The organism is Pseudomonas sp. WS 5532, from assembly GCF_012985445.1.
In the GTDB taxonomy this organism is placed as follows: Bacteria; Pseudomonadota; Gammaproteobacteria; order Pseudomonadales; family Pseudomonadaceae; genus Aquipseudomonas; species Aquipseudomonas edaphica.
In genome coordinates this window covers 1-18,705 of record NZ_JAAQWK010000022.1, presented here as the reverse complement: position 1 = coordinate 18,705, position 18,705 = coordinate 1, and the positions used below count along the sequence as shown (strand labels likewise).

At 60.6% G+C, this 18,705-nt stretch carries 12 protein-coding genes, 1 rRNA gene and 1 pseudogene; 3 read left to right on the top strand and 11 right to left on the bottom strand.

Annotated features, from left to right (window positions below; all coding sequences use genetic code 11):
* Position 1: 1 nt before the first annotated feature.
* The gene (locus tag HBO23_RS27370) at positions 2-1,519 is read right to left on the bottom strand and encodes a CoA-acylating methylmalonate-semialdehyde dehydrogenase (protein ID WP_099549421.1); all 1,518 of its coding nucleotides are present in this window, start codon (positions 1,517-1,519) and stop codon (positions 2-4) included.
* Positions 1,520-1,869: 350 nt separating this feature from the next.
* Between HBO23_RS27370 and HBO23_RS27365 the strand changes: the two genes are divergently transcribed.
* Together HBO23_RS27365 and HBO23_RS27360 are read left to right on the top strand one after the other, a co-directional pair.
* Positions 1,870-2,817, top strand: a complete 948-nt coding sequence (locus HBO23_RS27365; protein ID WP_017137973.1) for a LysR family transcriptional regulator — start codon at positions 1,870-1,872, stop codon at positions 2,815-2,817.
* A 331-nt stretch (positions 2,818-3,148) separates the two neighbouring features.
* Positions 3,149-3,439 (top strand): DUF3077 domain-containing protein, encoded by a 291-nt coding sequence (locus tag HBO23_RS27360; protein WP_017137974.1) that lies wholly within the window; start codon positions 3,149-3,151, stop codon positions 3,437-3,439.
* A 158-nt stretch (positions 3,440-3,597) separates the two neighbouring features.
* Here the strand turns inward: HBO23_RS27360 and HBO23_RS27355 are convergent, their stop codons facing one another.
* The 3 genes from HBO23_RS27355 to HBO23_RS27345 all read right to left on the bottom strand — a co-directional run bounded on the left by HBO23_RS27355 (position 3,598) and on the right by HBO23_RS27345 (position 5,813).
* Positions 3,598-4,545: a LysR substrate-binding domain-containing protein gene (locus HBO23_RS27355; protein WP_017137975.1), complete on the bottom strand. Its 948-nt coding sequence runs from the start codon at positions 4,543-4,545 to the stop codon at positions 3,598-3,600.
* On the bottom strand, positions 4,545-5,393 hold the full coding sequence (locus HBO23_RS27350) for an EamA family transporter (protein WP_017137976.1): 849 nt from the start codon (positions 5,391-5,393) through the stop codon (positions 4,545-4,547). The genes HBO23_RS27355 and HBO23_RS27350 overlap by 1 nt, the downstream gene beginning before the upstream one ends.
* Positions 5,394-5,486: 93 nt before the next feature.
* The gene (locus HBO23_RS27345) at positions 5,487-5,813 is read right to left on the bottom strand and encodes a hypothetical protein (protein WP_170040477.1); all 327 of its coding nucleotides are present in this window, start codon (positions 5,811-5,813) and stop codon (positions 5,487-5,489) included.
* Positions 5,814-5,925: 112 nt separating this feature from the next.
* Between HBO23_RS27345 and HBO23_RS27340 the strand changes: the two are divergent.
* Positions 5,926-6,015: pseudogene (locus tag HBO23_RS27340) on the top strand (DUF3077 domain-containing protein); the annotation flags it as partial.
* A gap of 766 nt (positions 6,016-6,781) precedes the next feature.
* Here the strand turns inward: HBO23_RS27340 and HBO23_RS27335 are convergent.
* From HBO23_RS27335 to rrf, 7 genes are all read right to left on the bottom strand, one after another.
* Positions 6,782-7,273, bottom strand: a complete 492-nt coding sequence (locus tag HBO23_RS27335) for an OmpA family protein (RefSeq protein ID WP_017137978.1) — start codon at positions 7,271-7,273, stop codon at positions 6,782-6,784.
* Positions 7,274-7,277: 4 nt separating this feature from the next.
* Positions 7,278-8,540, bottom strand: coding sequence for a diguanylate cyclase (locus HBO23_RS27330; RefSeq protein WP_017137979.1), 1,263 nt, complete (start codon positions 8,538-8,540; stop codon positions 7,278-7,280).
* The gene (locus tag HBO23_RS27325) at positions 8,537-9,103 is read right to left on the bottom strand and encodes a YfiR family protein (protein WP_099549471.1); all 567 of its coding nucleotides are present in this window, start codon (positions 9,101-9,103) and stop codon (positions 8,537-8,539) included. The genes HBO23_RS27330 and HBO23_RS27325 overlap by 4 nt, the downstream gene beginning before the upstream one ends.
* 142 nt (positions 9,104-9,245) lie before the next feature.
* Positions 9,246-11,315, bottom strand: coding sequence for an exodeoxyribonuclease V subunit alpha (gene recD / locus HBO23_RS27320; protein ID WP_170040475.1), 2,070 nt, complete (start codon positions 11,313-11,315; stop codon positions 9,246-9,248).
* Complete coding sequence (gene recB, locus HBO23_RS27315) at positions 11,312-14,986, bottom strand: exodeoxyribonuclease V subunit beta (RefSeq protein ID WP_170040473.1); 3,675 nt, start codon at positions 14,984-14,986, stop codon at positions 11,312-11,314. Before recB ends, recD begins: the two co-directional genes overlap by 4 nt.
* Positions 14,983-18,435 carry an exodeoxyribonuclease V subunit gamma gene (gene recC / locus HBO23_RS27310; RefSeq protein ID WP_170040471.1) on the bottom strand — a complete coding sequence of 1,151 codons (3,453 nt, stop codon included), beginning with the start codon at positions 18,433-18,435 and terminating at the stop codon, positions 14,983-14,985. The genes recB and recC overlap by 4 nt, the downstream gene beginning before the upstream one ends.
* Before the next feature lie 160 nt (positions 18,436-18,595).
* Positions 18,596-18,705, bottom strand: a 5S ribosomal RNA gene (gene rrf / locus HBO23_RS27305); the annotation flags it as partial.

The window sequence follows — 18,705 nt, the reverse complement described above, 5'->3', positions numbered from 1 at the left end:
ATCAGCGCAGGTTGATGGTGGTGTTGACGCCATCGTTGACCGTGTCGTCGTCGAACCAGCGGCTGGTGACGGTTTTGGTCTGGGTGTAGAACTGCACCACTTGCTTGCCGTACGGGCCGAGGTCGCCGAGCTTGGAACCGCGCGAACCGGTGAAGCTGAAGAACGGCACTGGCACCGGAATCGGGATGTTGATACCGACCTGGCCTACATCGATTTCGCTCTGGAACTTACGCGCGGCCGCACCGCTTTGGGTGAACAGGCCAGTGCCGTTGCCGAACGGGTTGGCGTTGACCAGCGCGATGGCCTCATCCAGCGTGGCGACTTCCAGCACCACCAGCACCGGGCCGAAGATTTCCTGGGTGTAGATCTGCATGTCAGTGGTCACGCCCGAGAACAGGGTCGGGCCGACGAAGTTGCCGTGTTCGAAGCCCGGCACCTTGATGTCGCGGCCGTCCAGCTCCAGCTTGGCGCCTTCTTTCACGCCGCTTTCGATCAGTTCCAGAATGCGCGCCTTGGCGCGTTTGGAGATCACCGGGCCGACATCCGTGCCCGCTTCACTGCCAGCGTTAACCTTGAGTTTTTGCGCCAGCGCTTTCAAATCCGGCAGCCACTGCTTGGCCGCGCCCACCAGCACCACCACCGAGGTGGCCATGCAACGCTGGCCTGCCGCGCCGAAACCGGCACCGACCAGCGCATTCAAGGTGTGTTCGCGGTTGGCGTCCGGCAGCACCACGGCGTGGTTCTTGGCGCCCATCATCGACTGCACGCGCTTACCGTGTTTGCCGGCCAGGTCGTACACGTGGGTACCAACGGCGGTCGAACCGACGAAAGAAACTGCCTTGATATCTTTATGGGTGCACAGCGCATCCACCACATCCTTGCCGCCGTGCACCACGTTGAGCACGCCGGCCGGCACACCGGCTTCCAGCGCCAGTTCTACCAGCAGCATCGTCGACAGAGGGTCTTGTTCGGACGGTTTGAGCACGAAAGTGTTACCGCAGGCAATCGCCATCGGGAACATCCACAGTGGAATCATCGCCGGGAAGTTGAACGGAGTGATGCCTGCGCATACGCCGATGGGCTGACGCAGGGTGTAGGTGTCGACGCCACCGGCGACGTTTTCAGCGAATTCGCCCATCTGCAAGGTGCCGATGGAGCACGCGTGTTCAACCACTTCCAGGCCACGGAAAATATCGCCTTCGGCGTCGGCAATGGTCTTACCCTGCTCGGCGCTCAGGACTACGGCGATGCGCTTGGAATGTTCGCGGATCAAGGCTTGCAGCTTGAGCATGATGCGCATGCGTGCGCCGATCGGCGTGAGCTTCCAGGTTTGAAAAGCTTGATGGGCAGCGTCGATGGCGGCGTTGACTTCATCGGCGGTGGCGAAAGGGACTTTGGCCAGCACCTCTTGAGTGGCCGGGTTGACGATGTCTTGCCAGTGGGTGGTCTTGGATTCGACCCATTCACCCTTGATCAGCAACTTGACCTGTTGCACGGAAATATCGGCAGAAGCGTTCATGTGGTCTCCAAATCTTATATTTGTGCAGAGAACCAAGGCCAGGGGTGTGCTCTCAATAGCTGACGGTCGCGCCTGCGTCCCAGCGTAAATCCGGTTCATCCCTAACACTTTCATTTGGGACTTGGCCCTGCGGGTTGGAGCTGTGATCGCGCCAGTCTGCGTTGCGGGACTTGAAGAGGCAGAAGCATCCTCTTCGTCCCGCGCCTTGCCTGACACAATCACAGCTCCAACGCGATCCGCCATCTATTGAGAGCACACCCCTATCGCCTTGAAGAATGAGGCGTTCGGACTGTTTTTGGAGTATAGATGTGCAAATCTCTAATAAGAACGCACATAAAAGCCGGTCCAATATGCAAAAAAACATCACGTCGCTAGGCTCCCTGAACTGGGATGACCTGAAGTTTTTCCTCGAAGTGGCCCGCACCCGCAAGGCCAGCGTCGCCGCCAAGCGCCTGGCGGTGGACTACACCACCGTGTCGCGGCGCATCAGTTCGTTGGAAGTGTCGCTCGGCACATTGCTGTTCGAGAAATCCCGGACCAACGGCTTCGTGCTCACCACCGAAGGCCAGCGTTTGCTGGGGTATGCGGAGTCCATCGAAAGCACGCTGCACATGGCCTGCGAGCAGGTGTCCGGCTCTGGCGTGGCGCTGTCCGGGCATGTGCGCATGGGCTGCACCGAAGGTTTCGGCAGCTTTTTTGTCACGCCGCAGCTCAGCCACTTTGTCGACACTTACCCGGCAATCTCGGTGGATATTTTGCCCCTGCCCCACTTCATCAGCCTGTCCAAGCGCGAAGCCGACATAGTGATCGCCCTGGAACGCCCGGAACACGGGCCGTATGTGTGCTGCAAACTGTGCGACTACAAGCTGCAGCTGTACGCGACCCAGGACTACCTCGACCAACACCCGCCGATCCGCAAACCGGCAGATTTGGCCGAGCATCCATTTATCAGCTATGTGGATGATCTGGCGTTCAGTTCGGAGCTGTTGTACCTGGCAAACGTGGTGCCCGGCGCCAGCGCGAGTTTGCGCAGTACCAGCGTGATCGCGCAGTACGTGGCGGCGCAGCAGGGCCGGTCGATGGCTATTTTGCCGTGCTTTCTGGCGGCGCAGGATCCACGGTTGTTGCCGGTGCTGGGCGAGCAGATTGCGATAACGCGGCAGTTTTGGATGTATTGCCGGGAGGATTTGCGGAAGCTGAAGCGGATTACGCTGTTGTGGGATTACATCAGGGAAGTGACGGAGCAGAACGCGGGGTTGTTGATGGGGGAAACGCGGGAGATGAGGTTCGCGGATTAAAGGGCCATCAGCGACGATTCGCTTTAATTTGCAGGACGTTTCCTAGAGACTCTCTACCCTATTGCGCCTTACCGTTTGGGTCACTAGCCTCCTGACTTCGCTGCTCATCAGCGATCGGGTTTAGCGATCCGGGTTTCAGGCGTGACACTGCCCCCAACAGTATCAGCTGGCTCTCGTCAGCTTTTAGCGTTTTATGGCGGCTGTGTGCGGGAGACTTTCGAGTCTACCCGGGATGCGCTCTGGCCCGGATCGCTAACCTGCACACAGCTGCCACCCTCTTCATGTTTAGCGATGTGATGTGGCAGCTCTACTTCAGCAGAGAGCAATCATCATGAGCAAAATCGTCCCCGATCCACCCCTTTCATCCATCACCACCCTCGGCGTCGTCACCTTCGGCGACTACGGCGAAAACCAAAAACCGCTGTTCCGCGTCAACTCCGGCATGCCCATCGAGCAAGCCCTGGAACACGCCTCCACCCTGCTGTTCTACTCCAAGAAACTCGCCATGGAAGCCGCCATGGATGTACGCGGCGAACAATACGCCTGGGCCGCACACTACCTGTGTGAGATGGGCAAAGCCGTGGTGGATGACCTGACGCAAGCAATGACGCCTACGAGCTAAAGGCTAGATCGCAGATCGTTCCCACGCTCTGCGTGGGAATGCCGCCCTGGACGCTCTGCGTCTGCTCTTGAAGTCGTGACGCGGAGCGTCACAGGATGCATTCCCACGCGGAGCGTGGGAACGATCGGAATGTGGGAGGAAGCTTGCTCCTTCCACTTCTAAACCGCACCAGCCCCAGCTATTTGCGGATACCGAGCCCGCACTTCCCGCAAAAACTCACCCGCGGTGCTCTTGAGCCAAACAATTAACCGAGCGATATCGGGCTCCGACTGTCGTCCGTTTCGGCAAATTATGTAATAGGCCGCTGGCGACATCATCACTGGGCTATTCAGCGCAACCAATGTGCCGCCTTCCAATTGGTCGTACACCAACGCAGTTCTGCCCAGCGCAATCCCTGTGCCCTTCACCGCCAGACTGATCGCCTGGCTCGAATCCGGAAATCGCGGCCCATGGTGATAAGGCGGCGCCGCCAGCCCCTGAAATGCAAACCAGCTTTCCCACCCCGGACACACCTGATCGTCCACCCGATGGATCAGCGGGTACCGGGCGACATCTTCCTGTGCAATATCACCCTTCAACCGCAGAAACTCCGGCGAACAAACGGGGAACACCGCGTCGCGCATCAGCAGTTCAACATGATGATCCGGGTAGTCGCCGTACCCCATCACCACCGCGACATCGTATTGATGAGCCTCCAGGCTGGCGCCGCTCATGTCAGCGCTGGTCAACACCAGGTCAATGTTGAACGAGGCCTCAGTGTGAGAGCCGTGCATTCTGGGAATCAGCCACGTCGAACAGAGGGAAGAGGTGCATGAGAGGTACAACGGCTGGGATTTACCGGGGTTGAGCGAATGCAGCACCCCGTCCAGCGCCTTGAAAAATCCGTCGGTTACCGGCAATAAGGCCTGCCCCGCTGCCGTCAGCTTCACACCGCGCGAGTGCCGCTCAAACAACAGCACGCCCCACCACTCCTCAAGGCCCGCAATTTGATGACTGATGGCACTGGCGGTGAGGTTGAGCTCAGAGGCAGCACGCGCAAAACTACCCGTTTGCGCTGCGCTGACGAACGCTTGAAGCATGGGTGTGGGAGGCGGACGCTGGGCCATCAGGTGCTCACTTTGATCAAGATGATCCCGCAAACAATGACGAATGCCGACAGCATCCGTCGCCAACCGAACCGTTCATGAAAGAACAGCGCGGCAATAATGGCGCCGATAATAACACTGGTTTCCCGCAGCGCTGAGACCTTGGCGACCGCATCCAGCGATAACGCAAACAACACCAATCCGTAAGACGCCAGGTAAAAAACACCGCCTAACAGGCCTACTCGCCAATGCCCACGTATTGCTTGAGCCAAGGCTGAACGCTCTTTGGAATACGCCAGCACAGGGATCGGAATACTCTGGAACACTGTCAGGTAGATGATGTACTGCATTACCGTCTCACTCGCTCTTACACCTTTGGCATCCACCACCGTGTAAGACGCAATAAACACACCGGCGCACACCGCCATCAGGATCGGTTTGAACATCTGCGCCGTCATCCTGCGCACAAAGGTCAGGCTGATAATCCCCACACAAATCAGCAACACTCCGGTCAAAGCCTGGAGTGACAACTGCTCATGCAGCAGAAAGTAGGAAAACAGCGCGACCAATACGGGCGGTACCCCACGCATCACGGGGTAAACCTGGCCGAAGTCACCCGTTTCATACGCCTTGATCAGAAATAGCCGATAGACCGTATTGAGCATCACGGAGACGAGGATATAGCCCCCAACCTCCAGGCTCGGCACTCTGACAAATGGCAAGGCCAGCAGGCATATCACTAGCGCGGTACCATCAACCATGGCCAAGGTCATGAAGCGACTGCTACCGGCGCGGACTACAGCATTCCAGGTGGCGTGCATGAAGGCAGAGATCAAGACCAGCGTGATCGCGATATCGGAGTTGTCCATGGGGCTCGGCTTTTTCTTTTTGAGATAAGAACACTTCAAATGTCTAGCAGGCCATGTCTGATAACTTGCTCTTTCTAGGTATCGAGACAACACTCAAGAAAAATCGAAATGCACAGCCATGGGTGCATTTTTCGACAGCGCTAACCGTTCTGACTGATCAATCATCGCTGCATTCCGGAACGTTACGTGGCGCTTCGAATCTCGAGCCGCTATTGCCTGACTGTCACGCTGCAACGCCGAGAACATAGACGAATCAACTGTTACGTCCGCCCCGGAATAAATCAGAGCGAGTACCTCAGCATTACTGATAGACATCGGCTTCTTGTCCGGAAGTTGAGTGGGTGTGCCTTGTAGTTCATCAACCAAGGCTGTTGCATGGCTGCACACCTCTTGGCTGAAATTACTGCCTTTTATGATCATCGAGATTCTTTAAGGTGGTTAGTTAGAGCGCCCATTTAACTAAGCCCACCACTTGCGAAAAAGCGAAACCTCATCAGCTTAGCCATCAAGATTCGTCATGAGTGTGGGTGTAGAGCAATACGCATGGGCCGCGCATTACCTGTGTGAGATGGGCAAAGCCGTGGTGGATGACCTGACACAAGCAATGACGCCGAGCAGCTAAGCGAACACGCCAGCAAGCACACTTCAAAACAAAATATGGGAGCGGGCTTGCTCGCGAAAGCGGTGGGTCAGTGAGTAAATCCTCAGCTGACCCACCGCCATCGCGGGCAAGCCCGGCTCCCACAGTTGAAGGGTGGCGGGCACAGGATTCAGGTCTGCCACAAACAAGTGTGGGAGCTGGCTTGCCTGCGAATGGCGGTGGGTCAGGCAGGTTATCTGCTGCTGATACACCGCATTCGCGGGCAAGCCCGCTCCCACAGTTGAATGGTGGCGAGCACAAGATTCAGGTCTGGCACAAATAAGTGTGGGAGCTGGCTTGCCTGCGATGGCGGTGGGTCAGGTAGCTTATCTACTGCTGATACACCGCATTCGCGAGCAAGCCCGCTCCCACAGTTGAAGGGTGGTGGGCACAGGATTCAGGTCTGGCACAAATAAGTGTGGGAGCTGGCTTGCCTGCGATGGCGGTGGGTCAGGTAGCTTATCTACTGCTGATACACCGCATTCGCGAGCAAGCCCGCTCCCACAGTTGAAGGGTGGTGGGCACAGGATTCAGGTCTGGCACAAATAAGTGTGGGAGCTGGCTTGCCTGCGATGGCGGTGGGTCAGGCAGCTTATCTACTGCTGATACACCGCATTCGCGAGCAAGCCCGCTCCCACAGTTGAAGGGTGGTGGGCACAGGATTCAGGTCTGGCACAAATAAGTGTGGGAGCTGGCTTGCCTGCTCCCACAGTTGACCGCATTGCCACGTTGGGATTGAGTGAGGTGCTTAGTCGGCAATCACGACGATCGACACGCGCCGGTTCTCGGTGCGGCCTGCCACGGTGGTGTTTGACGCCACCGGTTCGCTGCTGCCCAGGCCGCGCAGTTGGATGTTTTCTTCTTTCATGCCCACGCTGGTCAGCACCTTGCCCACGCTTTTGGCGCGGCGCAGGGATAACTGCTGGTTGTAGGTTTCTTTGCCCGAGGCGTCGGTGTGGCCGTCTACGCGCACGCGGTCGATACCGGCGCCCGTCAGGGCTTTGCCGATGCGTTCGACGATGTCGGTGCTGGCTTTGTTGAGGCTTTCGACGTCGCTGCCGAACAGCACTTTGCCGGATAACCCGAAGGCCCAGCCTTCGTCGGTGAGTTCAAAGCCTTGTTGTTTGAGGACCGCGACTTGCGCCGGGGTCAGGCCTTTGGGCGGCGGCGTCTGGCAGCCGCCGAGGGCCAGGAAGGCCACCAGTAAAGTGATAAACAGAACACGCGTTTTCGAGAACAAGGGATCAACTCCTGTGTTGAACGTTGGCAGCGGTAGGCTCCGCCTCCGCCGTTTGCTGGCCGCCCTGGGACAGCCGCTTGGCTTGGTACATGGCCGCGTCGGCGGCATTAAGCAGGGTGCCGGGAGTGGCGCCATGATCGGGGTAGATGGCGATGCCGATACTGAGGGAGGTCAGCACCTGGGTATTGCCGGGCAACGGGATTGGTTTGTCCATGCTGGCAATGATCTTGTCGGCGATGCGCTGGGCATCCTCGGCCTTGTGCAGCGGCGCCAGCAGGATCGCGAATTCATCACCGCCCAGGCGCGCCACCAGGTCATCCTCACGCAGCTGCGCACGCACGCGTTCGGCGACGGCGACCAGCACGGCATCGCCGGCGGCGTGGCCAAAGTTGTCGTTGATGTCTTTGAAGCGGTCGCTGTCGAGGAACAACACCGCCACTTTCTCATTGATCTTGGCGGCGCTGCGCAGTGCGCGAATCAGGCGGCCTTCGAAGAACGCGCGGTTGGGCAAGCCGGTGAGGCTGTCGTGGCTGGCTTGGTGGGCGAGGGTTTCATTTTCACTTTGCAGGTGGCTTTGCCAGGCTTCCATCTCACCGAGCAAGGCGTTGAAGTCGCTGCCGAGGCTATCGAGTTCGGCGATCTGCGCCGGTGGCACGCGGCGGTCGAAATCGCGCTCGCTGCGGGCGGCGTGGGCCACGGCGGCAAGGCTTTGCAGCGGTTGGGTGATGCCTTGCAACAGACGCCGCGCCAGGTACAACGCAACCCAGGCGCTGAGCGCGGTACAAATCAGAATCCCGGCCAGGCCACTGAGCAAAAAGCGCAGCAGGCTGCCGCCATGGCCGACCAAGTGAATGCTGCCGACGGGCTGGCCCTGATGCAGGACCGGCTGGCTGATGGGCTGTTCGAGCAGGGTGTGCGCCACCGCCAGCTCGACCTTGGAGAGCATGCCGGTTTCGGGCCGTACCCATTGCGCCAGCAGCTTGCCGTTGGCGTCGAAGACTTCGGCCTGGGCCACTTCTTCAGTCGATGCAATCAGGCTCAACGCTTCGGTGGCGGCGGCACTGTCATCGAACACCACCGCAGCTTCCACTGTGTAGTTGATGGAGCGCGCGATCAGGTGCAGGTTGTGTTCGGCATACACCCGCAGCGCCAGCACGCCGAGCAGGGTCAGCGACACACTGGCCAGGGTCACGGCCACCAGTGCCAGGATCAAATGCCCACGGCCAATGACCGAACGCAAGGTCGGCCGCGCTTTAGCGGTTCTCATGGCGCTGGCGCTCGACGTCGGGACAGTTGCAACACACTGGGGTGGATGCGCACGCCGCTACGGGCGACGGAATCCAGGTTGACCTCGAACGACACTTGCTCATCGCCCACGCGCAGGCAGAACAGGCTGCCCACGGTGCATTGGTCGCCGCCTTCGCTGATGCTGAGCACCGGGTGGCCGATCAATGAGGTGAACAGGCGGCTGCGTTCATCGGCGGTGAGTTTGCCGATGTAAATGGCGTCGCAGGCACTGACGATATCGGGATTATCGGCCAGCAGGCGCTGCACCACCACCGGGCGGCCAGTGGCCTGGGTGGTGCCTTTGACAAGGTCGTCGGTGTATTGGGTGGGGCCGACGATGCACAAGCGCAGTTGTGCAGGCTCCACCGGCCAACGGGCATAACTGAGGATGCCGAGTACCACTTGGGTGACCGCCTGGGCGCGGTGATCCGCCAGGCTGGGCGTCTGCGCAAATACACGCGGGGCGAGCAGGCATAGCACCGCCACCAGTAACATGCGTCTCCAGCTCAAACTGCGCTCTGTGGGCGAGACAGCCACGTTCATGCAGCAATTCTCTCAAATATTTTACAGGGTGATGCCGCAACGATAGCACAGCGGCGGAAAACCCCACGAACTGGGGGTTTATCAAAGCCCGCTATATTTTCAGAAAAATCAGACAACTAAACCAGAAATATTTAATGACCAATCAGTCAGTTTTATCGAGGGCGGCATCCAACTCCAGCATCAACCCGCTCAGGCGTTTGACCTTGCGCCGCACCGCTTCTTCAAACACCCCGCCTCGCGGTTCGATCAAACTGAACCAGCGTTTGGCGCGGGTGATGCCGGTGTAGATCAGCTCTTTGGTCAGCACCGGGTTCAGCGCATCGGGCAGGATCAGCGCCGTGTGAGTGAATTCGGAGCCCTGGGATTTGTGCACGGTCATGGCGTACACGGTTTCCACATCATTCAGACGGCTGGGCAGTACAAAACGCACCCCACCCTGGCCATCGTTGCGTGGGAAAGCCACACGCAGCACCTGTGGGCCACCGTCGCTTTCGGGCAGTTTGAGGGCGATGCCGATGTCGCCGTTCATCAAGCCCAGGCCGTAGTCATTGCGGGTCATCAACACCGGGCGGCCTTCGTACCATTGGTCATCGCCTTCGATCAGCCGCACTTTGCGCAAGGCGGCGGTGATGCGCTGGTTTAAACCTTCCACGCCCCATGGGCCTTTGCGCACGGCGCAGAGCAGTTGGAAGGCGTCGAAGGCTTGCAATAGTTGTTGCGCCCAGTGGGTCCAGGCGGCGTCTTCGCGCGCTGTGTCGAGGGCCGGGCGCGCGCTGTGCAGCAGGTTGAGGTAATAGCGATAACCCTGGGCGTCGTCGCCCTGCCCGTCCAGCACCAGGCGCTCAAGCGCGTGATCGTGTTCGCCCTTGAGGCTGAGGCAGAACAGGTCGTTGTGGCTGCGCGCGGCAAGCAGTCTGCGCGCCTCTTCGGCATTTTGCTGGTTAACCCAACGCGCCAGTTGGCCGATGCCACTGCCTTCGCCGAAGCGTCGCGAATAGCGCAGCATGACCACTTGCTGGGCGAGCGGATGACTGCCATCGAGATCTTCCTGCAGGCCGCTGGCACTGAGGTCTTCGCCGCTGACCGCTTGCAGCCATTGGCGCGTGTCGGGGCTGTACCAGCCAGCTTCGGCATCACGGCATAAGTCGCCGAGCACGGCGCCGGCTTCGACCGAAGCGAGTTGGTCTTTGTCCCCGAGCAATACCAGGCGTGCGTGGGGCGGCAACGCGTCCAGCAGGTTGGCCATCATTTCCAGGTCGATCATCGAGGCTTCGTCCACCACCAGCACATCCAATGGCAACGGGTTGCCGAGGTGATGCCGAAAATGTCGCGTGCCGGGGCGGCTGCCAAGCAGGCGGTGAACCGTGGTGACCTGGGTGGGGATTTTTTCCCGCACGCTGTCCGGCACATTCAGCGAGAGTACTTGCTGGCTGATGGATTCGGTGAGGCGTGCGGCGGCTTTGCCCGTGGGCGCGGCGAGGCGGATGCGCAATGGGCTGTTGGCCTCTACCGCCGGGGCCTGCAGCAGCGCGAGCAAGCGCACTACAGTGGTGGTTTTACCCGTGCCGGGGCCGCCGGTAACGATGCTGAAGGCACCGCGTGTGGCCAGGGCGCAGGCAAGTTTTTGCCAGTCGATCACGCCGTCCGGCGGCGCTTGATCGAACAAGGTGTTCAGGCGTTGCGGCAAATCAGTGGCGACGGTTTCCAGGGTGGCCAGGCGCAGGCGTAATGCCATGTCGAGGCGCCGTTCGTAGGTCCAGTAGCGGCGCAAATACAGGCGTTTGCCGGACAGCACCAGCGGGCGGCTTTGGGCCGATTCAGTGCCATCAACAGCCAGCGCGACCAAGTGGCTGGCGGCCAGCGCCTGGCACCAGTGGGCGCCATCAAGGCCGTCGAGCAATTGCGAGGGCAGCAACATGGCGCCGGTTTGCAGGTCGCCTTCGGGGGGCAATGACAGGGCAAAGTCTGGCGCTTTAAGGGTTTCGAACAAGTCCAGGCAGACGTGGCCATGGCCCAGTTGGTGGCTGGTCAATGCGGCGGCCAGCAATACCAGCGGGTCGGCCTGCGGGTCGAGTTCGTGGAGGAAGCCGACGAAGGCTTTGTCCAATGCGCGCAGCCAGCCACGCTCAACCCAGCGTTCCAACAACTGCAACAGGTCGGCGGCGCGACTGAGGGGTAGCAGCTCCTCAAGCGGTAAGGGCGACAGCCTCATAGCAGCACTCCTTGTTCCCAGGCGGGCTCAACCTTGGGCGGTATGGGTTTGCCCTGGAACAGCAGGTCCAAGCCTTCGATCAGCTCACGTGGCGGCCGGGTGAAATACGCGCCCTGGCTCGTGGCCTGGGTGCCCCGCAGGAACAGGTACAGCGCACCGCCGACATGGCGGTCATAGTCGTAATCCGGCAGGCGTGCCTTCAACTGGCGGTGCAGGGCCAGCAGGTAAAGTACGTATTGCAGGTCGTACCGATGCTCGAGGATCGACTGTTCCATGGCGTCCTGCGTGTAGGCCGAATCGTCAGGGCCGAGCCAGTTGGATTTGTAGTCGGCCACGTAATAACGGCCGTCGTGTTCGAACGTCAGGTCGATAAAACCCTTGAACATACCGTTGAGCAGCACCGGTTCGGCGGCCACTCGGGACACGCCGTTGTGGGTGTGCTGGCACACTAGCTTGTCGAGGGCCAGCACGTCGACTTTGTGGCTGGCGAACCAGAACTCCATTTCGATCTGGTAGTGCTGCAGGCTGCTGAGGGCGACTAGATCGTTATCTACCGGCAGCGGCGTTTGCAGCAAATGGCCGAGCCAGCCGCTGAGGGTGACGATCCAGCCTTCCCAGTTGCGCCGATTACAGCGGGCGCCCACGGCTTTTTCGATGGCCTCGGGCGTCACGTTGAAGCCTTCCTCGCCCGCCCATTCCAACAGACCATGGAGAAAGGTGCCGGGGTTAGGGCCACGTGGGAAACGGTGAATGTCGCCGCCAGACGCTGCCACTTCACGCGGTGCGTCGGGGTCGAGGCGTTCGTCGTCGAACAGCTTCTGGGCTTGTGGGCTTTCTGGTGCTTCTAGATTAGCGGCGCTCATGCTGTCGCCAATTCTTAGCGCACTGTAAGAAGCGATCCACCAGTTTTCAGCGGCTTTGCGCGTGGGCAGTAACGGTGCCAGCAAGGTAGCCTCGTTACGCGGCGGGTGGAACAGGCTGTCTTGCGCGTCGGGCACGTGGGTGTAGTGGATGGCAGCGCAGCCCTCCTGCAAGTCCAGCAGCCAGCGCGCCAAACCGGCGGACTCGCCCAACGAGGCACCGCCACCGAGCAGATAACCCAGCGCGGACAGGTGCAAGACCGAGCTGCTGTTATTGCCACGTTTGAGGTCGGCAATGCCCAACCAGCACGCGTGTTTGGCGCGCGTGAGGGCGACGTAGAACAACCGCAGGTCTTCGGCCAGGCGCTCGTCGTCGGCTTGGGCAATCAGCTCGGCGGTCGGCCGCAGGCTGACTTGGGATTTGCCCTGTTCGTCGTGGTAATGCAGCGGCAAGCGGCTGCCATCCACCGGCTTGGCCGAGCAGATAAACGGCAGGAAGACCAGGTCGTATTCCAGGCCCTTGGATTTGTGGATGGTCACCACCTTGACCAGTTGTTCGTCGCTTTCCAGGCGCAGAATCTGTTCTTCACCGGCCTGGCCCGACAGTGCCAGGTGTTCGGCCAGGTGGCGGATCAATGCCTGCTCGCCGTCCAGCTCTGACGCGGCCTGTTGCAGCAGTTCGCTCAGGTGCAACAGGTTGGTCAATACGCGTTCGCCGTCACTGCGGGCGATCAGGGTTTGCGGCAGTTTGAAATCATGCAGCAGGCGTCGCAGCATCGGCAGCACGCCTTGGGTACGCCAGATCGCGCGATAACCACGGAACTGCATCACGCGGGTTTCCCACGCCAGTTCGTCCTGGTTCAGACGCTCCAGTTCCGCCAGTGACAGGTTCAGGGTGACGCAGGCCAGGGCGGCGCGCAGTGGGCGCTCGACGTCCGGCTCGGCGCAGGCCTTGAGCCAGGCCAGCAGGTCATGGGCTTCCTGGGCGGCGAACACCGAATCCTTGTCAGACAGATAAACGCTGCGCACGCCACGGGCGGCCAGCTCGGCGCGCACGGCTTGGGCTTCTTTGCCGTCGCGCACCAGGATGGCGATGTCTGACGGGAGTACGCCTTTTAAGCTGCCATCCGGTTGTAGGAAACCCGCGCGGCCCTGCTGCCCGCCATTGAGCAACTCAACAATTTGCGCAGCGCAGGCCGCCGCGAGTTGTTGGCGATAGACCGCGTTGGAAATCGGCTGATCGGTGGGCAGGTGCCAGAGGTTCATCGCCGGCAAGGTTTGACCATCGACCTGCAACTGCTCTTTGCGGCCTTGGGACAACACCGAGTGGAACGGCACCGGGTTGTCGCCATTTGGCTCACGGAACAGGAACGCGCCACGGCCGGTCTCGGCACGCTGGAACACATGGTTGACCGCCTCGACCATCGCGTGGCTGGAACGGAAGTTGGTGCCCAGGGTGTGATGGCGGCCGGTGGTGGACTGGCGGGCGCGCAGGTAGGTGTAGATGTCGGCGCCACGGAAGGCGTAAATGGCCTGTTTGGGGTCGCCGATCAGGAACAGGCCACTGTCTAGGTGGTTTTCTTCGATGCGGTAGATGCTGTCGAAGATGCTGTATTGCACCGGGTCGGTGTCCTGGAATTCGTCGATCAGGGCGACCGGGAATTGCTCACGGATCACATTGGCCAGGCGCTCGCCGCCGTCGGCTTGCAGGGCGGCGTTGAGGCGGATGAGCATGTCGTCGAAGCCCATTTCGGCGCGGCGGCGTTTTTCTTCTTCGAAGCGTTTACCGACCCAACCGGCGGCGTGTTGCAACACGGCGGCATCGGGGGTTGGCAGCGCGTCGAGGCTGGCCTTGAGGCTGGTCATGGCGTCGATGCCAGGGTGACGCGGCGGCTCGCCCTTCCAGGCTTCGGCCATGCCATCGGGCGTGAGGCGGGTGAAGCCGGTGCCGATGTCGAGTTGTTCGAGGGTTTCGTCAGCGGCCCAGGCGCTGATCTTTTCGAACCAGGGTTCGAAGTAACGCGCCTGCATCTTGCGGCCGTCGACGGCTTTGGCGGCGACGGCTTGCAGGCAGATATCGCGCAGCTCGATGGCCCATTGTTGCCAGGGCGCCTTGAGCGCGACCAGCGCTTGGCGGCGTTCTTGCAAGCAAGCGTTGATCAATTCGGCCGGCTCACGGGTTTCATCGGTGGGCCGTTCGCTGCCGAACAGCGCGCGCACGCGTGGCATCAGCGCGGCGGGGCCGCTCCAGTTTTTGCGCACCCAGTTGAGCGCATCGTCGTGCATTGGGTAGCAGAACAGCCGCCAGTAATCGCGCAGCACTTCGCCGAGCAGGTCGCTGTGGTCGGTTTCCAGGGTTTGGGTGAACAGGCTGCCGCTGTCGAACGCGTGTTCGCGCAGCATGCGCTGGCACCAACTGTGGATGGTCGAAACCGCAGCTTCGTCCATCCATTGGGCGGCGATGTCCAGGCGGTTGGCACAGGCAGGCCATTGCTCGGGCAGGTATTGGTCACGCAGGTCGGCGATCAGGGCGTCCGGTTGCTCAATTTCGTCGCGGAAGAACCGCGCGGCTTCGGCGAGGCGGATGCGGATGCGTTCGCGCAGCTCTTTGGTGGCGGCGTCGGTGAAGGTCACCACCAGGATTTGCGGTGGCAGCAGTTCACGACCAAAGCCGGATTCGTCGCCACCGTGACCAAGCACCAGGCGCAGGTACAGGGCGGAAATGGTGAAGGTCTTGCCAGTGCCGGCGCTGGCTTCAATCAGCTGGCTGCCTTTGAGTGGGAAGGCCAGGGCCAAAGGTTTACTGATCATGCGCTGGCCTCCTCGCTGCTGAGTGATCGCCATGGGGCGTTGATCAAGGGCCGATACAGGGTTTCGGCCCAACCTTCGAATTCTTCGCTGGCGATGAGCGTGGCGTAATCCGGGAATTGGCGAGTGAGCGCCGGGGTTTCGCGGCGTTCGCCGTCGGTGGTCAGGCCGTCACCTTCATAGGCTTTGCTGGCTGCCGCCTGGGCCTTGTCGGGGTCGGTTTGGCCAAGCCAGGCGAAGGCGGTTTTCACGGCGACGGGCAGTGGTTTGCGCATGCCGGTGTGCCAGGCCAGTAAAAGGTTGCCGAGTAGTTCCTGGGCGACGGTTTTTTCCAGCGGGGCCAGCAGCAGGGTGTCGTCACTGGCGACCAGCCCGGTACTGAGTGGCAAGCCGCAGGCGCAGGCCACCACATGATTGACCCACGGGCGGATCAGTCGATGCCACTTGCGGGTCTTGATCGAGCCAATGCTGTTGGGGATGGTGGTGACGCTTAACAATCCGCCATCACTGCGCCGATGCAGGCCACTGATCCAGCCTTCGAGTTCAATGCCTTGATGCTCAAAACTGATCGGTTCGGCAGCGGTTTGTGGCGTAGGCCAGAGCGCCAGTAAGTGTTGATAACGCTGCAGTAGATCGGGCAATGGCTCGACCAATTCATTACGCAGGCATTCGCCGAAACCGACCATGGGCAGCAGGCCACTGCCTTGCAGGCGCAGGGCTTGGGCATTCAGGGCCTGGTCTATGTGATCGGGCTGGGCCAAGGCTGCATTGAGCAGGCTGTCGCTGAGGCTGTAGCGTTGCAAGGCATCGAGAACGAAAGGTTCTTCATCGGCCAGCGGGACTTCGGCGGCTTCGAAGAACACTTTCAGACGCTGGCTGAAGAAGTGTTTGACGGGGTTGCGCACAAAGTCTTGCAACTGACCGAGGCTCAGAGGTTCTTCCTGGTGGTGCTCTGCCAAGTGTTCTTCTGTAGCCGTGGCCACGGGTGCTTGATGGAGCAATTGCCATTCGCGGGCGTAGCTGAACAGCGCATCACCTTCGTGGAAATAGCGGGCGCTGAAGGGTTGGAGTGGGTGCTCCTGGGTCATGGCTTCCAGCAACGGTTCTTGTGTGTCTGCGTTATGCCAGCCGCTGGCGAGGTGGTCACGCAACTGGCCGATCAATACCGAGGCCGGGCGATCACTGTTGTCGCGGATGCTGCGGCCTACCCAGCTGATATAGAGCTGATCGCGGGCGGACAGCAGCGCTTCGAGCAGCAGGTAACGATCGTCTTCGCGGCGTGAACGGTCGCCGGGGCGGTAGTCGCTGCCCATCAGGTCGAAGTCCAACGGCGGCTGGGCTCGCGGGTAGTCGCCGTCGTTCATGCCGAGCAGGCAGACCAGCTTGAACGGGATGGCGCGCATGGGCATCAGGGTGCAGAAATTGACAGCCCCAGCAAGGAAGCGCTGGGACAGGCGGCCTTGGTCGAGGCCGGCGAGCCAGGCTTCGCGGACGACGGTAAGGGGTAACTCGTCCTGCAGGCCGACGGACTCGCAGGTTTCCAGCCAGTCTTCTCGCAGCTGTTCGAGTTGGCCGAGTAGATAGTCGTCGTGCTCGCTGCTGGGCAGGAAGAACAGCTGCATCAGGCGTTGCAGGCGCTCGCCCCATTCTGGGGGGCTTGCCGGTTGTGACAAGGCTTGATGGGCGTGGTTTAGCGCATCGAGCAAGGCGACCAGTGGGCCGATCAACGCGGCGTCCAGCCCGCCGATTTCATCGTAGGGCTCAATACCGTCACAGGCGATTCCAGTGCCCACGGCATAGCCCAGCAACATACGGCGCAGGCCGAATCGCCAGCTGTTTTGCTCAAGCTCCTGGGGGAGGCCGAGGCCGGCGCGCTGTTCGGCGTTGAGGCCCCAGCGAATGCCGGCGCCTTCGATCCAGCGGTGCAGCGTGGGCAGATCGCGCTCCTTGATGGCAAAACGTTCGCGCAAGGCGGGGACGTCGAGCAGGTCGAGGATTTCGCTGACGGGGAAGCGGCTATCTGGAAGTTTTAGCAGGTGTTCGACGGCGATCAGCAGCGGATCGCGGCCGCGTTGGCCTTGGTCGGTGAGGGTGAACGGGATGAAGCGTGGGTCGTTTCGCTCAAGCTGGCCGAAGACGGCGCGGATGTGCGGCGCGTAGCTGTCGACGTCGGGGACCATGACGATGATGTCACGCGGGCGCAGTGTGGGGTCGGCGCTGAAGCGTTGGAGCAATTGGTCATGGAGGATTTCCACTTCGCGTTGGGCGCTGTGGGCGACGTGGAAGCGGATGGAGCTGTCGTGATTTAGATCGACACCCGGCCACAGTTCGCGGGTTTCATTGAGTGGGCGCAGTTCGAGGATGTCGTCCTGCAATTGGTTGAGCAACGTGGTGGGTTCGTTGTCGCTGAACAGGTCGATGCGGCCATCACGGAAGGCGGCGCGGTAGCTGTTGGGGTCGTCGTAGCTGTCCAGCAGGCTAATGTAGTCGCGGCCCTGTTTGCCCCAAGCGGCCAGCAACGGGTGCGCATGTTGGTGCAGGGTTTGCGGGTCGATGGTGACTGGCATGCCGGCTTTGCGCGCCTGGCGTTTGTACTCGTTACGCAGCAGGTCTTTGTCGGCGACGATGTCGGACCAGTGGTGGCGGCAAGGGTTGTGTACGCACAGCAGGACTTGGCTGAAGCGTGCCAGGCCGGCGAGTGCTTCCAGCGCTTGGGCGGGCAAGGATGAAATGCCGAAAACGATGACTCGGGACGGCAGCCCCTGAGGGGCTTTTTCGAGGGTGTTGATCCGCTCGATAAAACGCTGGTGAACACCGGCACGGCTTTCGGCCATGCCCTCTTCGCCAACGTCCAATAGCAGTGCACGCCATAGTTCGGCCTGCCAACAATTTGCCGGGTTCAGGGGCTTTGCTTCGCCTCGGCCATTGCGCAGTTGATGGCGACCGGCGGCCCAATCTTCCAGCCAGTCGGCGCGGTAGACCTGGTATTGGTCGAACAAGTCGGCCAGGCGTTCGGCCAGTTGATAGCGTTTGCGCAGGTCGGTGTCGTCGGTGAGAAAGCGCTGCAGGGGCTCGAAGTGCGGTTGGTCGATGAGCTCCGGGAGCAGGCGCATCAGGCGCCAGGTCAGCGGGGCCTTATCGAGCAGGGATTTGGGCGGGATTTCGTCTTTGCCCAAAACCATGCGATAGAGCTGCCACATGAAGCTACCGGGGAGTTGCACATCGATAGCCGCGGCGATGCCACAGCCGCCCATATCATCTTCTTCCGGATCTTCTGCCAAGGCCAACTTGAGCCATTGGGCAATGCCGTTGCTTTGGACCAGAGCAATTTCGTTTTCCAGAGGAGCCAGGGGATAACGGCGCATCCAGCTGACTACCAGACTGCGCAGTTCGTCCAGGCGGTTGCCGTGAACCACCATGAATCCAGCGCTGAGGGACGTCGCATCCGGCATAACGGCTTCCTTGGGAAAAGCAAAATCGAGGCATGGACTTTAGCATTGAAGGCGGTGGCAGGCTGCAACAGGGAAACGCTTGATACATTGCGTGCCCACGCTTTTCGACCGCCCAAAACAAAACCCCATCTGCTTTCGCAAATGGGGTTTCGGAATTTAATCTTGACGATGACCTACTCTCACATGGGGAAACCCCACACTACCATCGGCGATGCATCGTTTCACTACTGAGTTCGGGATGGGATCAGGTGGTTCCAATGCTCTATGGTC

Coding starts and splice junctions, on each gene's coding strand:
- HBO23_RS27370 (WP_099549421.1), bottom strand. CDS start 1,519: ATGAACGCTTCTGCCGATATTTCCGTGCAACAGGTCAAGTTGCTGATC.
- HBO23_RS27365 (WP_017137973.1), top strand. CDS start 1,870: ATGCAAAAAAACATCACGTCGCTAGGCTCCCTGAACTGGGATGACCTG.
- HBO23_RS27360 (WP_017137974.1), top strand. CDS start 3,149: ATGAGCAAAATCGTCCCCGATCCACCCCTTTCATCCATCACCACCCTC.
- HBO23_RS27355 (WP_017137975.1), bottom strand. CDS start 4,545: ATGGCCCAGCGTCCGCCTCCCACACCCATGCTTCAAGCGTTCGTCAGC.
- HBO23_RS27350 (WP_017137976.1), bottom strand. CDS start 5,393: ATGGACAACTCCGATATCGCGATCACGCTGGTCTTGATCTCTGCCTTC.
- HBO23_RS27345 (WP_170040477.1), bottom strand. CDS start 5,813: ATGATCATAAAAGGCAGTAATTTCAGCCAAGAGGTGTGCAGCCATGCA.
- HBO23_RS27330 (WP_017137979.1), bottom strand. CDS start 8,540: ATGAGAACCGCTAAAGCGCGGCCGACCTTGCGTTCGGTCATTGGCCGT.
- HBO23_RS27325 (WP_099549471.1), bottom strand. CDS start 9,103: ATGAACGTGGCTGTCTCGCCCACAGAGCGCAGTTTGAGCTGGAGACGC.
- recD (WP_170040475.1), bottom strand. CDS start 11,315: ATGAGGCTGTCGCCCTTACCGCTTGAGGAGCTGCTACCCCTCAGTCGC.
- recB (WP_170040473.1), bottom strand. CDS start 14,986: ATGATCAGTAAACCTTTGGCCCTGGCCTTCCCACTCAAAGGCAGCCAG.
- recC (WP_170040471.1), bottom strand. CDS start 18,435: ATGCCGGATGCGACGTCCCTCAGCGCTGGATTCATGGTGGTTCACGGC.